This is a genomic window from Lentilactobacillus kefiri (assembly GCF_009739535.1).
GTDB classification, from domain to species: Bacteria; Bacillota; Bacilli; order Lactobacillales; family Lactobacillaceae; genus Lentilactobacillus; species Lentilactobacillus kefiri.
Window position 1 is genome coordinate 1,913,687 of the sequence record NZ_CP029971.1, and the last position, 12,591, is coordinate 1,926,277.

At 41.0% G+C, this 12,591-nt stretch carries 17 protein-coding genes and 1 pseudogene; 16 read left to right on the forward strand and 2 right to left on the reverse strand.

The features are described from left to right. The first annotated feature begins 139 nt into the window (after positions 1-139). The 4 genes and pseudogenes from murI (at position 140) to cbpB (ending at position 2,593) form a co-directional block, all read left to right on the forward strand. Positions 140-910, forward strand: coding sequence for a glutamate racemase (gene murI, locus DNL43_RS09060; RefSeq protein ID WP_056982625.1), 771 nt, complete (start codon positions 140-142; stop codon positions 908-910). A gap of 14 nt (positions 911-924) precedes the next feature. Further along, the gene (locus DNL43_RS09065; protein ID WP_056982544.1) at positions 925-1,521 is read left to right on the forward strand and encodes an XTP/dITP diphosphatase; all 597 of its coding nucleotides are present in this window, start codon (positions 925-927) and stop codon (positions 1,519-1,521) included. Beyond that, positions 1,521-2,037: pseudogene (locus tag DNL43_RS09070) on the forward strand (metallophosphoesterase). Before DNL43_RS09065 ends, DNL43_RS09070 begins: the two are co-directional and overlap by 1 nt. A gap of 22 nt (positions 2,038-2,059) precedes the next feature. Next, the gene (cbpB, locus tag DNL43_RS09075) at positions 2,060-2,593 is read left to right on the forward strand and encodes a cyclic-di-AMP-binding protein CbpB (RefSeq protein ID WP_054768996.1); all 534 of its coding nucleotides are present in this window, start codon (positions 2,060-2,062) and stop codon (positions 2,591-2,593) included. Positions 2,594-2,663: 70 nt separating this feature from the next. Here cbpB and DNL43_RS09080 read toward each other — a convergent pair whose 3' ends face one another. Further along, on the reverse strand, positions 2,664-3,548 hold the full coding sequence (locus tag DNL43_RS09080; RefSeq protein ID WP_054768995.1) for a mechanosensitive ion channel family protein: 885 nt from the start codon (positions 3,546-3,548) through the stop codon (positions 2,664-2,666). 136 nt (positions 3,549-3,684) lie between these two features. Here DNL43_RS09080 and DNL43_RS09085 point away from each other — a divergent pair, with 136 nt between their 5' ends. Continuing rightward, positions 3,685-4,101 carry a DUF948 domain-containing protein gene (locus DNL43_RS09085; protein ID WP_056982546.1) on the forward strand — a complete coding sequence of 139 codons (417 nt, stop codon included), beginning with the start codon at positions 3,685-3,687 and terminating at the stop codon, positions 4,099-4,101. Positions 4,102-4,122: 21 nt separating this feature from the next. Further along, the gene (locus DNL43_RS09090) at positions 4,123-4,584 is read left to right on the forward strand and encodes a YtxH domain-containing protein (RefSeq protein ID WP_054768994.1); all 462 of its coding nucleotides are present in this window, start codon (positions 4,123-4,125) and stop codon (positions 4,582-4,584) included. A gap of 36 nt (positions 4,585-4,620) precedes the next feature. On the opposite strand, the gene DNL43_RS09095 is transcribed toward DNL43_RS09090, so the two are convergent. Further along, on the reverse strand, positions 4,621-5,721 hold the full coding sequence (locus DNL43_RS09095; protein WP_056982549.1) for a M24 family metallopeptidase: 1,101 nt from the start codon (positions 5,719-5,721) through the stop codon (positions 4,621-4,623). A gap of 227 nt (positions 5,722-5,948) precedes the next feature. On the opposite strand from DNL43_RS09095, the gene ccpA reads away from it, so the two are divergent. The 10 genes from ccpA (at position 5,949) to DNL43_RS09145 (ending at position 12,586) form a co-directional block, all read left to right on the forward strand. Then, entirely contained in the window at positions 5,949-6,950 is a 1,002-nt protein-coding gene (ccpA, locus tag DNL43_RS09100) for a catabolite control protein A (RefSeq protein ID WP_056982551.1), read from the forward strand. A 179-nt stretch (positions 6,951-7,129) separates the two neighbouring features. Further along, positions 7,130-7,861 (forward strand): YebC/PmpR family DNA-binding transcriptional regulator, encoded by a 732-nt coding sequence (locus DNL43_RS09105; protein ID WP_056982553.1) that lies wholly within the window; start codon positions 7,130-7,132, stop codon positions 7,859-7,861. A 111-nt stretch (positions 7,862-7,972) separates the two neighbouring features. Further along, the gene (gene comGA, locus DNL43_RS09110) at positions 7,973-8,944 is read left to right on the forward strand and encodes a competence type IV pilus ATPase ComGA (RefSeq protein WP_056982555.1); all 972 of its coding nucleotides are present in this window, start codon (positions 7,973-7,975) and stop codon (positions 8,942-8,944) included. Continuing rightward, entirely contained in the window at positions 8,874-9,935 is a 1,062-nt protein-coding gene (locus DNL43_RS09115; protein WP_056982557.1) for a type II secretion system F family protein, read from the forward strand. The genes comGA and DNL43_RS09115 overlap by 71 nt, the downstream gene beginning before the upstream one ends. A gap of 1 nt (position 9,936) precedes the next feature. Next, positions 9,937-10,251, forward strand: coding sequence for a competence type IV pilus major pilin ComGC (gene comGC / locus DNL43_RS09120; RefSeq protein WP_054768993.1), 315 nt, complete (start codon positions 9,937-9,939; stop codon positions 10,249-10,251). Further along, entirely contained in the window at positions 10,235-10,687 is a 453-nt protein-coding gene (locus DNL43_RS09125; protein WP_056982558.1) for a pilus assembly FimT family protein, read from the forward strand. The genes comGC and DNL43_RS09125 overlap by 17 nt, the downstream gene beginning before the upstream one ends. Continuing rightward, positions 10,674-10,856: a hypothetical protein gene (locus DNL43_RS09130; RefSeq protein WP_056982560.1), complete on the forward strand. Its 183-nt coding sequence runs from the start codon at positions 10,674-10,676 to the stop codon at positions 10,854-10,856. The genes DNL43_RS09125 and DNL43_RS09130 overlap by 14 nt, the downstream gene beginning before the upstream one ends. Positions 10,857-10,941: 85 nt before the next feature. Further along, positions 10,942-11,277 (forward strand): ComGF family competence protein, encoded by a 336-nt coding sequence (locus tag DNL43_RS09135; RefSeq protein WP_225364640.1) that lies wholly within the window; start codon positions 10,942-10,944, stop codon positions 11,275-11,277. Beyond that, on the forward strand, positions 11,228-11,482 hold the full coding sequence (locus DNL43_RS09140; protein WP_054768992.1) for a hypothetical protein: 255 nt from the start codon (positions 11,228-11,230) through the stop codon (positions 11,480-11,482). The genes DNL43_RS09135 and DNL43_RS09140 overlap by 50 nt, the downstream gene beginning before the upstream one ends. Positions 11,483-11,575: 93 nt before the next feature. Next, positions 11,576-12,586, forward strand: coding sequence for a class I SAM-dependent methyltransferase (locus DNL43_RS09145; RefSeq protein WP_056982564.1), 1,011 nt, complete (start codon positions 11,576-11,578; stop codon positions 12,584-12,586). The last annotated feature ends 5 nt before the right edge of the window (positions 12,587-12,591 follow it).

Genomic DNA, 12,591 nt, shown 5'->3' on the forward strand with positions numbered 1-12,591 from the left:
ATGCAAAATGTAATAAATTAATTATACAATATAATCATTAATCTTGTTTTAAGTTGAACATAAGATTCGTTTGCAAGATAATAATGTTATTGAAACAAGGGAAGAAGGAATTCTGTTGGATAATCGGCCAATTGGCGTTATGGACTCGGGGGTCGGCGGACTTACCGTCTTAAAAGAAATTACTAAAATCCTCCCAAATGAATCGTACATCTTTATTGGGGATCAGGCCAATTTACCATACGGGCAAAAGAGTTCTGAAACTGTTAAAAAATTAACTAAACGAATTGCGGATTATATGGTTGAGCAAAACGTTAAAATGTTTGTGATTGCTTGCAACACCGCAACTGCAGCTGCGTATGAATATTTAAAAAAGATTCTGCCGATTCCGGTCATTGGGGTAATTGAACCTGGTGCTGAAATGGCAGTTGAGGCATCAAAGTCAGATCAAATTGGGGTGATTGCCACAAATGGTACCGTTCGATCGGGAGATTATGAACGATTGATCAAGGCCCACAATCCCAATGCGGTCGTCTCCTCATTGGGCTGTCCCGAATTTGTCACCATGGTTGAGCAGGGCTTGGCCGGAACGGTGGAGGCTCAAGTTGCCGTTAATAATCGACTGGCATGGTTCATGGATAAACCAATTGATACCTTGGTTATGGGATGCACCCATTTTCCGATTTTACGTCAAGAAATTAAAAACGTTGTTGGAAATGACGTGACCCTCGTGGATCCGGGAATTGCGACCGCTCAACAAGTGTTGGCATATTTGAAATCCCATCAGGCTTTGACAGATAATCAGAGTCATTCCGAACGAAAATTTTATACAACCGGTAACCCGGTTGATTTTTCAAAGATTGCCGATAAGCTGCTTGGAACACCTATTTCTGCAGTTCAGTTAGACATTTAAAGGAGTTTGATAACATGAAAAGACCTGATTCAATTGTGATTGCGTCACAGAACGTGCATAAAGTCATTGAGTTTGAAGACGCGTTTAAAAACACTGGCGTTACGATCAAATCACTGAAACATTTCGACAATGTCCCTAAGATTGACGAAACTGGGACCACATTTGAGGAAAATGCCACATTGAAAGCAACTGGCATTATGAATTTTACCCATCAGGCAGTGATTGCTGATGATTCCGGGTTGGTTGTCAACGCATTAAATGGCCAACCGGGAGTTCACTCTGCTCGTTACGCAGGGGATCACGATGATGATGCCAATAACAATAAATTACTTAAGGAAATGCAAAATAAGCAGGATCGGTCTGCCTATTTTGAATCTGTCTTGGTATATTTAACTCCAGAGGGTGACAGAGTTGTCTCCTCAGGAAGAATCGACGGCCAAATTTTAAGAGCCCGTCGTGGTAATGATAATTTTGGCTATGATCCGTTATTTTATGTTCCGGCTCAGCAAAAGACGCTTGCCGAAATGACGACTCATGATAAAAATATGATTAGTCATCGTGGTAATGCCATTCGAAACTTATTGAGTCAATTATTGGAGCTGTGGGATTAATGAAAATCGTTGCGGTAAGTGATAGTCACGGGGATCGAAAAAATTGTCCAACAATTGGTTGATCGCTATGACGGCAAAGTAGACGGCATCTTTCATTGTGGAGATTCCGAATTATCAATTGATGATCCATTGGTTGCCAAACTTCACATTGTTCAAGGCAATATGGATTTAGCTGCTTTTCCTGATCATGACGTTGAAACAATTGACGGCCAAACAATATTAGTTACCCATGGTCATCATCAAAATGTCAACGGTGGTTTGTTGAACCTCGAATTATATGCTTGCAGTTTGGCTGCCAACGTGGTTTTGTTTGGCCATACTCACCAGGTGGGCACGACTTTTGACGATGGCATGCTGTTTGTCAATCCGGGAAGTATTTCTCAGCCTCGAGGGGAGTTCGCAGTCATTGGTGGAACTTACGCAATCATTGAATCGGATCAGCATCAATATACGGTTCAGTTTTACAATCGTGATTTTCAACCAGTGAAAAAATTAGCTCGACGTTTTACCTACTAGCAGAAAAGGAGTCTACTTTTACATGATCGATAAACCGATTGAAACTGTCATGAGAGAAAGCAAGCGGAATATTTTGATTCCCGCCGACCTGGTTGCGACCGTTAATCAGGATAATAATCTCCAACATGTTTTTATGGTTCTGACAAAGGTTAAATACGCCAAGATTCCGGTTCTGGATAATGATAATCATTTCAAAGGACTGGTTTCTTTACCAATGATCACAGAACTGATGCTTCAAGATACTGGAATCACCAGTCGGCCATTGGAATCGGTTAAAGTTAAACAAATAATGCAAAAAGATGTGCCAACCATTTATGAGCGGGACAATCTGGAGGCAATTATGCGTTACCTCGTTGATGAGAACTTTCTGGTGTTTGTTGATTCGGACAATCACTTTAAGGGAATTATTACCCGTCGTGAGCTTTTCAAAGAAATTAATTTTCTTGCGCATAATTTCAATAAACACTACATTGCATTGCCGGTTTATAACCATAAATCGACCAGTGAAACTAAAAAGGCGAAAGTTCAAGGAACAAAAGGGATTATTAATAGATAAAGCTTTTAATCAAAAACGGATGTGACAATGATTGCCACATCCGTTTTTACATATAAAATAATATTCAAAATCATGAATGAGCCTGTCCGGAAACCAGCGTTGGACTTGATGGAAGTTCGATTCCAGCACGATTAATCTCGGCAAGATAAAATGCCAAAAAGTTGTGGGAAACTTCGTATTGGCTGCCATTTTTAGTTGTAATGTTGACTTGGATAACCAACTTGCCATTCGGCAGGCTGATGGTCCCTAAAATCTTGGGTTTGCCAACAATATCGGGGTAGTTGGGAACCTCTTTATCATTGACTTTTCGAATAATTTCGGTCACTTTTTCGACGGGGGTTTGCGGGAAGATTCCAACTTGAATCATGGCCGTCATGTTATTTCTGGACATGTTGGCAATTGTGGTAATTGTCCGGTTGGGGATGAAGTTTAACGTTCCGTCATCGCCGACCACTTGGGTTGTTCGAATCCCAACAGCAGTTACCGTTCCTTTGATTGTGCCAATTTGAACATATTCACCGACTTCAATTTCCTTTTCCAATAGGATAAAGAAGCCACTCACAATGTCGGTCACAAATCCCTGGGCGCCAAGACCGATCGCTAAACTGAAGATTCCGGCAGATGCCACCAGCGTCCCAACAGGAACCCCGATTGTTGACAGGATGGAGTAGATCCAGAAGAACCATAAGCAATAGTTCAAAATATTGATCGTCAACGTGTGGAACGTTTTAATTCGCTTTTCAGCAACCGTATTTTGGTATTTCATCCGGTAACGTTTGAAAAAGTGGTTGATGACGCCTTTACCAATCCGCTTAAAGACTAAAAAGAGGATGGTAAACAGGATTAACAGGACCACCTTTTCCAAGATCGTCATTGCCAAGCGGTCCCAATCGACCATATGAAAATATTTTTGCCAGTTGATTCCTAAAGTTATCAAATTCAAGTTATTTATCATCGCGATTCCTCACTTTGTATATACCATTATCTTAGCAAATTGGGTGGGTAAAAGAAACCATTCCCCGTTCATTTTCATTGTCAAACCATTGTTGGAATGCTATTCTTAAGTAAATGTTGCACAAGGAGGAAGAATGATGACAGCTGGACAAATCGCCGGCCTGATCGCCGCAATTGCATTTTTGCTTTTGGTAATCTTTATCGGACTATTTTTACTAAAGGTAAGCAGAACTATCTCAGAAGTAAATTCAACAATTAGGACAATGACCAGTAACGTAGATGTCATTGCCAAGCAAACTGATAAAATTATGTCAACTTCCAATGATTTGGTTAAAGATGTTGACGAAAAGTTGAATATTGTGACACCCGTATTCCAAGCTGCAGCTGATTTAGGTGAAAGTGTTTCAAGCTTAAACAGCGCAACCCAAAATCTGACCAAGCGAGTAAAGAACACTGGGAAGAAGGGTGTTTCCGGAGGTCTTGCCGGAAAATTTGGCAAGGGTGCGTGGAACATGTACCGCAACCGACACAATTCACAAAAGACCACGAAGTAATGATTTGAAAGGATGATTATAATGGGTAAAAAATTAGCGTTAGGTTTATTTGCCGGTGCATTAGGGGCCGGTTTGTATGCAGCATATCAAAAGTTGGATGAAGCAAAGAAAGCCGAAATCAAGCGGAATGCACGGGATAAGGCCGATGAGTTACGTGATCGGGCAGTTGACTACGCATTCTACGCCAACGACGCTGTGAGCGATTTGAAAGACGTCATTCATGATGAAATGGAAAACACCAAGGGCACTGTTAGTGATGCCAAATCTCAATTTGCCGATAAAGCAAAGGGATTTACATCAAAGCAGTCTGATGATGATGTTGATGATCAGGATGATCAAGACGATATCGTTGTTGATGCCAAGGATGCTTTCCAAGACAGTGGCATTCCAAGTTCTGCCGATGATCTTGATCCACAGCCACATAAAGATGACGACAGTCAAAATGAAATTCCGATCACTGATGACAGTGATGACAATAAATAAAAAAGGCAACCGTTACGGTTGCTTTTTTATTTTGCCTTATTGTTCAATATATCGTAATTCTTTGGTTGTGTGCGTGAATGGCTCACAGCCATTTTCTGTAATGTGAACACAATCTTCAATTCGAACTCCGGCAACGTTTGGAATATAAATTCCAGGTTCAATTGAGAAGCACATGCCTGGCTGGAGCTCCATCTTGTTTCCGGCCATAATGGATGGAAATTCATGTTCACTCATGCCCATTCCATGACCAAGTCGGTGAATGAAGTATTCGCCATAGCCGGCTTTTGAAATGACGTCTCGAGCAACTTTATCAAGCTCCTCTGCGGTGACGCCGGGCTTGGCAGCAGCTTGAGCAGACAACTGAGCTTCCAGACAAACCTTGTAGATATCCATCGATTTTTCATCAGGTTTACCCACGGCAATTGTTCTTGAAGCATCACTAATGTAGCCATCCCAGACAGTCCCCAAATCAAACAGAACAAGCTGGTTGTTTTGAACCTTGTTTTCACTGGTTGCGCCATGCGGTTCAGCTGCGTGCGCACCTGCTTGAACCAATGAAGGGAAACTTAATTCCATGATGCCGTTTTGCATCAAAGCGTACTGCAGGTCAGCAGCAATTTGATCTTCGGTTTTACCAACTTTGACGGCTTCGAAGCCTTTTTGTAAGGCAAAATCATCCCATTTTCCGGCAATCTTTAATTTTTCAATTTCGTCATCAGACTTGATTAAGCGCATTTGTTCAACAAATGGTGTTAAATTAGCTGAAAAGTCCGCATTTGGAAATACTTGTTGTAAAGCTTCCAAACGAGTAACTGACAGCTGATTTTTCTCAATTGCAAAATGAGTGTCAGCTGTATTGCGTTCGTGGACGCGATCGGCAATCATGACCCATGGATCTTCATGGTCCAGGTAGCCGTAAACCGGAGAAGTCCATCCAGTATCCTTGATAGCTTCCGTTTCCAACGCAGGGCCAAAAATGAAGGGCTCGTGGTCTTTAAAAATAACCATCATGAGCACTCGTTCAACTGGATCGCTGTAAAAAGTGGTGAGGTACTGAATTGTCTTAGGATCGGTTACCAAAGCAATGTCTTGGCCATTTTCAGCCAGCCAGTTTTGGATTTTTTCTATCTTATTCATGGAATCACTCCTTATTATTTAAAAACAGTATATCATATCAAATTATTTTGAATTTATTTACGATTATCGCCGTAAAGTTCCGTTTTCACTTGAATTTTCAGCAATCTTAGTTTATGATTTAACTGAAAACGTTTTCAATTTGCTGAAAACCTTTTTATTTGGTATATTAGATGATGTTTTGAAAATCGATGAAAACATATTCTAACGAGAAAGAAAGGGCTATCTTTATGGACAAACAAACAATCACAATTTATGATGTTGCCAGAGAAGCTAGTGTCTCGATGGCAACCGTTTCTCGAGTAGTCAATGGAAATGCCAATGTAAAGCCGGCAACTCGGAAAAAAGTTCTGGATGTTATTGAAAAACTGGATTACAGACCTAACGCTGTTGCCAGAGGTTTGGCAAGTAAGAAAACGACAACTGTCGGTGTAATCGTTCCTGATGTGACCAACATGTACTTTGCTTCATTGGCACGTGGAATTGATGATGTTGCTACAATGTACAAGTACAATATTATCTTGACCAACTCTGATTCAAATGGTGAAAAAGAAGTTAATGTTCTTAACACTTTGCTGTCAAAACAAGTGGACGGCATTATTTTCATGGGTAATGAGATTACCGATAAACTCCGAGAAGAGTTTAAACGGACCAAGACCCCAATCGTTTTTGCCGGTTCAGTTGATGAGCAGAACATCTATGCCCGAGTTAATATCGACTATACCGCCGCTGTTCAAGAAGAGGTTAAGAACCTGATTGATCGCGGTAACAAGCGGGTTGCATTTGTATGTGGACCTTTGGAACAAGCCATTAATGGTCAGTTCCGCCTGAAGGGTTACAAACAGGCCTTGAAGAGTGCGGGAATTCCTTATGACGACAAGCTGGTCTTCGAAACGGATGATACATACAAGACCGGAACTTTGCTTCAACCTGCACTGATGTCAGTTAACGCCACTGCAGCAATGGTAACTGATGATGAATTGGCAGCTGGAATTATGAATGGGATGTCGGATGCCGGCGTAAAGGTGCCTGACGACTTTGAAATTATTACCAGTAATGATACGAAGTTGACCGAAATGGTTCGACCAAAGATGTCATCCATTACTCAGCCTTTGTATGATATTGGTGCCGTTGCAATGCGTCTGCTTACCAAGTTGATGCATAACGAGCCAGTTGATGAAAAGGACGTTTTGTTGCCTTATGGTTTGATGAAGCGCGAATCAACTAAATAAAAAGCCTCATTAGAATGATGATGAGTGATCCCAGACAGGGACACTCATTTTGTCTACTCAATATTTTTTAGGAATCAGACAGATAATGGCTATGCTTTCTTGAAACAGGTGGTCGTATCTGGTAAAATGTTGTCGTATGTTTATAATCAGCTAATAAATTTTAGAAAAGAGGAGTTATTATGTCAGGACATTCAAAATGGCATAACATTCAAGGGCGTAAAAACGCTCAGGATGCTAAACGTGGAAAGATCTTCCAAAAAATATCACGTGACTTGTATCAAGCCGCTAAAAAAGGTGATCCTGATCCAGAAAATAATCCTCAATTACGTCTAGTGATGGAAAAAGCACGGGCTGCCAACATGCCTAAGGACAACGTTCAACGTGCAATCGATAAGGCCTCAGGTATTGGTGGAGCCAAATTCGAAGAAATTACTTATGAGGGTTATGGTCCTGGTGGTACAGCCATCATGGTTTCAGCTTTGACGGATAACAAGAACCGAACTGCTGCTGCAATTCGTTCAGCATTTACTCATCATGGTGGAACTCTTGGAACCAGCGGATCAGTATCATATATGTTTGATCGTAAAGGCTACATTGTTATTCTTCGTGATGGTCTCGATACCGATGAAGATACAATGTTGATGGACGCACTTGACGCAGGTGCCGATGACATGAAGACCAGTGATGACGCATACGAAATCTTCACTGACCCTAAGTCAATGGACACAGTTCGTGATGCTTTGCAAAAGAAGGGTTACGATACTGATACTGCTGAAGTTCGTTTGTTCCCTGAGAACACAACCGATGTTCCCGAAGACAAAATTCCTCAATACACCGGCTTAATTGACGAACTTGAAGAAAATGACGATGTTCAAGACGTTTATGAAGCAGCTAAATTACCAGAGGAATAAATTAATAATCCTTTAAGTGAGATGACTAATCTTTTGATTAGTCATCTTTTTTTGTCTAAAAAAATAAAAGACCAGTTTCCCTTCGTATGTAATATGCGTGAGGTGAAATTAATGGAAATGAGTCAACATGTCAATCTGCTTTTAACCGACGCTGTTAATAAACGGGCAAGTGATATTTACTTTTTGCCCGATAATGATGGGTATTTGGTAAAAATCCGAAATCAACACCAAGTAACCACTTGGAAACGGCTAAGTTATCTGCAGGCAAGGCGAATGATGAATTATTGCAAATACATTGCCGATATGGCATTAAGCGAACAACGGCGGCCGCAAATTGGATCGATGGATTGGTCGCGTGGGGATGAACGATACTTTTTAAGACTTTCTTCCGTGGGAAATTTTAATGGATTGGAATCACTGGTCATCCGGATTATTTACCACTTGGATGATGTTCAGACCGCCTTTTTTAATGAAGGCCAGATTCAGTTCATTTCTGAAATGAGTCGTAAACGGGGATTGATCGTTTTTTCAGGTTTAACCGGTTCAGGGAAGACCACGACCATTTACAATTTGGTCAAACAGCTGGTGACAGACCAGTTTGTGATGACCATCGAAGATCCAATTGAAATTAAAGAACCCCGTTTTCTGCAGTTACAGGTCAATCATGATGCGGGGATGGATTACACTGACCTGATTAAGGTGGGGTTGCGTCATCGGCCGGACGTCTTTATTGTCGGTGAAATTCGCGATTCAATGACCGCTTCAGCTGCAATTAAGGCCGCACTGAGCGGACATTTGGTATATACAACAGTTCATGCTCAAGATCCGTTGGGAGTCATTGAAAGGCTCAAGCAGCTTGGAATCAGTGACGCTTTTATTTCTCAAGCCCTGACGGGAATTGCCTATCAACGCTTAATTCCAACCGTTGATGGTGGCCAAAGAGCCATGCTGATGGCGCATGAATTGTTCGAACTTGAAAATCTTAAATCTTATGACTGGAGTGAATGGCAGGATGGATTATCAACAGCTGTTGAAAACAAGCTGGTTACACCCGAAACTGCAAAACGATTCGAACTCGGTTAAAAAATGGCCGGTCCAAATTCAGGCAGCTTTTTTTGATTCATTGGCAAACCTATTGTCGATCGGATTTTCCTTAACTGAAGCATTGAAGTTTATCGCCGAAACTGATCATCAGTTGGCCCGCGGAGTTGGAAGAATCATTGCTTCTCTGAAAAGTGGAAATGATTTTTCTGAAGGCGTTCGGCCATTGATTGAAACCCAAGCGTATCATCAGTTGCTGATTGCTGAAAAGCACGGTCAACTAAGCGAGATTTTAAATGAGTTGGCAAAGTTTGACCGGCTGCGATTAAAGCAATTAAAGAAGATTAAGGCGATGCTGATCTATCCGTTATTTCTCTGTTGTATTCTAGGCGTCCTTATTTTGATGATTCGACTATACGTTTTTCCACAGATTCGCGAGCTTATGCCGAATGTCGGCGCGGACTATCAATCGACTGGGTATCTCAGGATTCTCAAATGGCTGCCGGTGCCAGTTGTCGTCAGTTTAATCGGCGCCGTTATTTGCTGGAGCCGAAAAGATGCAATTACTCAAGCTCAAATGATTGTGAAGCTTCCATTTGTCGGCAAACTTGTCAGAAAGTACATTGCCTACTATTTGGCCAGTAATTTGGCGACGCTATTGAAAAATGGGCTCAGTGTTCAGGAAATTTATGCGATATTATCCGAATTTAAATCGGGTTCTCTGATTCATTTGCTCGGAGAAAAACTTCACACAACGTTACTTGAAGGCCGATCGTTCAAAGGCCTGGTGGATCGACATAATTTTATTCCAAATGAAATCGTTAAATTCATGAGCTCCGGCAATACGATTCCAGAAATGGCCAATTCAATGACGGCCTATTCGCGGCTAATGTTTGACGAGATGATTCTTGCGACCGACAAGATGATCGGATTCATTCAGCCGGCAATGTTTATCGTCATTGGCATTACGATTGTTTCAACCTATTTTCAACTGTTAATACCAATTTATAACTCAGTGAAGGGAATGTATTGAAATGAAAAAACAGGTTAAAAAGATGCGAAGTGGTTTTACATTAATTGAAATGACAATTGTCCTATTTATTATCTCGTTGCTGATTCTCATTATTATTCCAAATCTTTCAAATCAAAGAAAGCATGCGCAATCGGTTCATTCTTCGGCAATGACTGAAGTTGTCCAAGCCCAAATCGATGCCTACTTCAGTCAACATCCAATGGCCAAGACCGTGAGCTTTCCGGAGTTGGCAAAGGGCGGCTATTTGACGGCCAAACAGATTAAGCAGGCTAAAGATGAAGGATTAAAAATTAGTCATAATGAAGTTAAAAAGTAGAACCGGGTTTACTGTTGTTGAACTAATTGTCTATTTGGGTGTGGTCATCGGTGTGTTGATGATTAATCTTATGCTGATCAAAGTTGTCCAGTCTGGAAATGCCAGCGAAACAATTTTTTGGCACTCTTTTCAAAGCACCTGGACTCGGATGACTTTAAATGCCAAGGCCAATGACATTTCATATCGCATTGTCATTCAGGACGAGAAAATTATTTTCGCACCCTCGTATCTGAAACCGACAACCGATGAAAACCATAAAGTAGAAATCCTTAAAATTCCAAACACCATGCATGTCAGTCGTGTTAGAAATCTTTATGCTTATCAGGACGGTTTTTCGGCGCCAACAACGGTTATCTGGTTGGATCAAAACAACCGGGTGAAATATTATCAGAAAGTTCAGATGGGATGGAGTGGTTATCACGTTGAGAAAAACTAAAGTACCGGCTTTTACAATCGTTGATTCATTGATCGGCCTAACCATTATCTGCACGTTTAGTTTGTTTTATATTCAAGCGATTCACCAAATGAATCAAAAGATCGACGCCAGTGAACAGGTGATGATTTCTGAGAGGGCAAGATATGAAGCTGAAATCATGGAAAAATGATCATCGAAGCAAGCCCGGCTATCTGTTGATTGAAGGACTGGTCAGCGTTGTTATCAGCGTCTTGGCAATTTGCATGATTACGGTGATGATTTCCTGTACCCGAAATGTAAACAGCCAGAATGTCATTCACTTTCATTCGTACTTAAGTCTGCTGGAATCGGATCGATATGAATTTGAAATTCAAAAATGTGATTTTAACCGGTGCCTTTTATATAGTCGAACAAATCATAAACCGTACAAAGTTGAGCAGTATCAAGATATGATTCGATTAACCGGTTCATACAAGGGCCACATGCCGTTGCTGCCCAATATCCGCCAAGTGAGATGGTGCAAAGACAGGGGGTGTTTGCGGACTGATGTCACATTTGAAAATGGTCAGAAGTGTTCATCGTATTCAAAAATACCGTTCAAAAAACGATAAATATAAAAATGGCTCATTAACAGTGGTGGCTGTTATTTTTGTCGGTGTTTTGTTGTCCTGCTTAATTTTTCAGCTTGCAGCATACAAGCAAGAGCTGGGATCGATTCAGCAAATCACTGAGCAGGAACGAATGATGCGTCAACGAGTGGTTCAGGCAAAGCACCACAAACATGTTCATTTCAAACGCACAAGTGGTCACGAATAGTGGCTGCTTTTTGTTTTAAAATGACAATCTAACTTGAATTATTAACAACTTATCTGGTAGTATTTAATAGTGTTCAACTATTGGATAAAGGAGTTGAGAGTTCTGGCTGAAGGAAAGATCGAACAGCTTTTTAGCATCTTGGACAGTTCATCTGAGCTAATTCAAAAAGCTGAAGATCAATCGTATTTGGATTCGTTAATCGATACACTCTCATTTATGCAGAGTGATGATAACGATTTTGAAGGATTGACTTCAGCTGATGCAAAAAAGCTGACTAATATTTATGCAGACTTTGATGCCGATCAATATACTGCCGAAACGATTCGTAAAGGAATTCAGATGGCATTTTTAAAGGCCATTAGAATTGATAAGATTCAAGCAAATTATCAAATAACTCCGGACACAATTGCGAATGTTATTGGTTACATCATTTCCGGAATTTTCCACAGCAAAAAGGAATTAACCATTCTTGATCCGGCTATGGGAACCGCAAATCTTTTAACGGCGATTTACCACCAACTTGAGACAAGTATTGGGGTTACCCCAACAATTTCCGGAATTGAAAATGACGATGCGATGTTTGAATTGGCAGCCGATTCCGTTGAACTGCAAAAAATTCATGCGGAGCTGTTCCATGAGGACGCCATTCAAAATGTTTTGGCACCCGTTGTCGATGCAGTCGTGAGTGACTTACCGATCGGCTATTATCCGATTGACGCAAATGCAAAAGGATTCGAGACCCATTCCGAATCCGGACATTCCTATGTTCATCATTTGCTGATTGAGTTTGGCATGAAGCACGTTAAAAAAGGCGGCTTTGGATTCTTTCTGGTACCAAGTGAGCTGTTTCAGACGACTGAAGCCAAACAGTTGCTTAAATGGATGCAGGGAAAAGTTTATTTGCAGGGATTACTGAATTTGCCGAAGGAACTGTTCCAAAACAGTGCCGCTCAAAAGGCCATTTTAATTCTGCAAAATTCCGGCAATGGTGCCAAACAGGTTGATCCGGTTATGTTGGGAGAATTTCCATCATTTAAGGATCAACAAGCCTTTACCAAGTTCCTAACCGAAATTGATGATTGGGAACAAGAGGATTTATTATAAAATTG

Bases quoted from the DNA above. Each gene is read 5' to 3' on its own strand.
- murI (WP_056982625.1), top strand. From the start codon at position 140: ATGGACTCGGGGGTCGGCGGACTTACCGTCTTAAAAGAAATTACTAAA.
- DNL43_RS09065 (WP_056982544.1), top strand. From the start codon at position 925: ATGAAAAGACCTGATTCAATTGTGATTGCGTCACAGAACGTGCATAAA.
- cbpB (WP_054768996.1), top strand. From the start codon at position 2,060: ATGATCGATAAACCGATTGAAACTGTCATGAGAGAAAGCAAGCGGAAT.
- DNL43_RS09080 (WP_054768995.1), bottom strand. From the start codon at position 3,548: ATGATAAATAACTTGAATTTGATAACTTTAGGAATCAACTGGCAAAAA.
- DNL43_RS09085 (WP_056982546.1), top strand. From the start codon at position 3,685: ATGACAGCTGGACAAATCGCCGGCCTGATCGCCGCAATTGCATTTTTG.
- DNL43_RS09090 (WP_054768994.1), top strand. From the start codon at position 4,123: ATGGGTAAAAAATTAGCGTTAGGTTTATTTGCCGGTGCATTAGGGGCC.
- DNL43_RS09095 (WP_056982549.1), bottom strand. From the start codon at position 5,721: ATGAATAAGATAGAAAAAATCCAAAACTGGCTGGCTGAAAATGGCCAA.
- ccpA (WP_056982551.1), top strand. From the start codon at position 5,949: ATGGACAAACAAACAATCACAATTTATGATGTTGCCAGAGAAGCTAGT.
- DNL43_RS09105 (WP_056982553.1), top strand. From the start codon at position 7,130: ATGTCAGGACATTCAAAATGGCATAACATTCAAGGGCGTAAAAACGCT.
- comGA (WP_056982555.1), top strand. From the start codon at position 7,973: ATGGAAATGAGTCAACATGTCAATCTGCTTTTAACCGACGCTGTTAAT.
- DNL43_RS09115 (WP_056982557.1), top strand. From the start codon at position 8,874: ATGGATTATCAACAGCTGTTGAAAACAAGCTGGTTACACCCGAAACTG.
- comGC (WP_054768993.1), top strand. From the start codon at position 9,937: ATGAAAAAACAGGTTAAAAAGATGCGAAGTGGTTTTACATTAATTGAA.
- DNL43_RS09125 (WP_056982558.1), top strand. From the start codon at position 10,235: ATGAAGTTAAAAAGTAGAACCGGGTTTACTGTTGTTGAACTAATTGTC.
- DNL43_RS09135 (WP_225364640.1), top strand. From the start codon at position 10,942: ATGATTTCCTGTACCCGAAATGTAAACAGCCAGAATGTCATTCACTTT.
- DNL43_RS09140 (WP_054768992.1), top strand. From the start codon at position 11,228: ATGGTCAGAAGTGTTCATCGTATTCAAAAATACCGTTCAAAAAACGAT.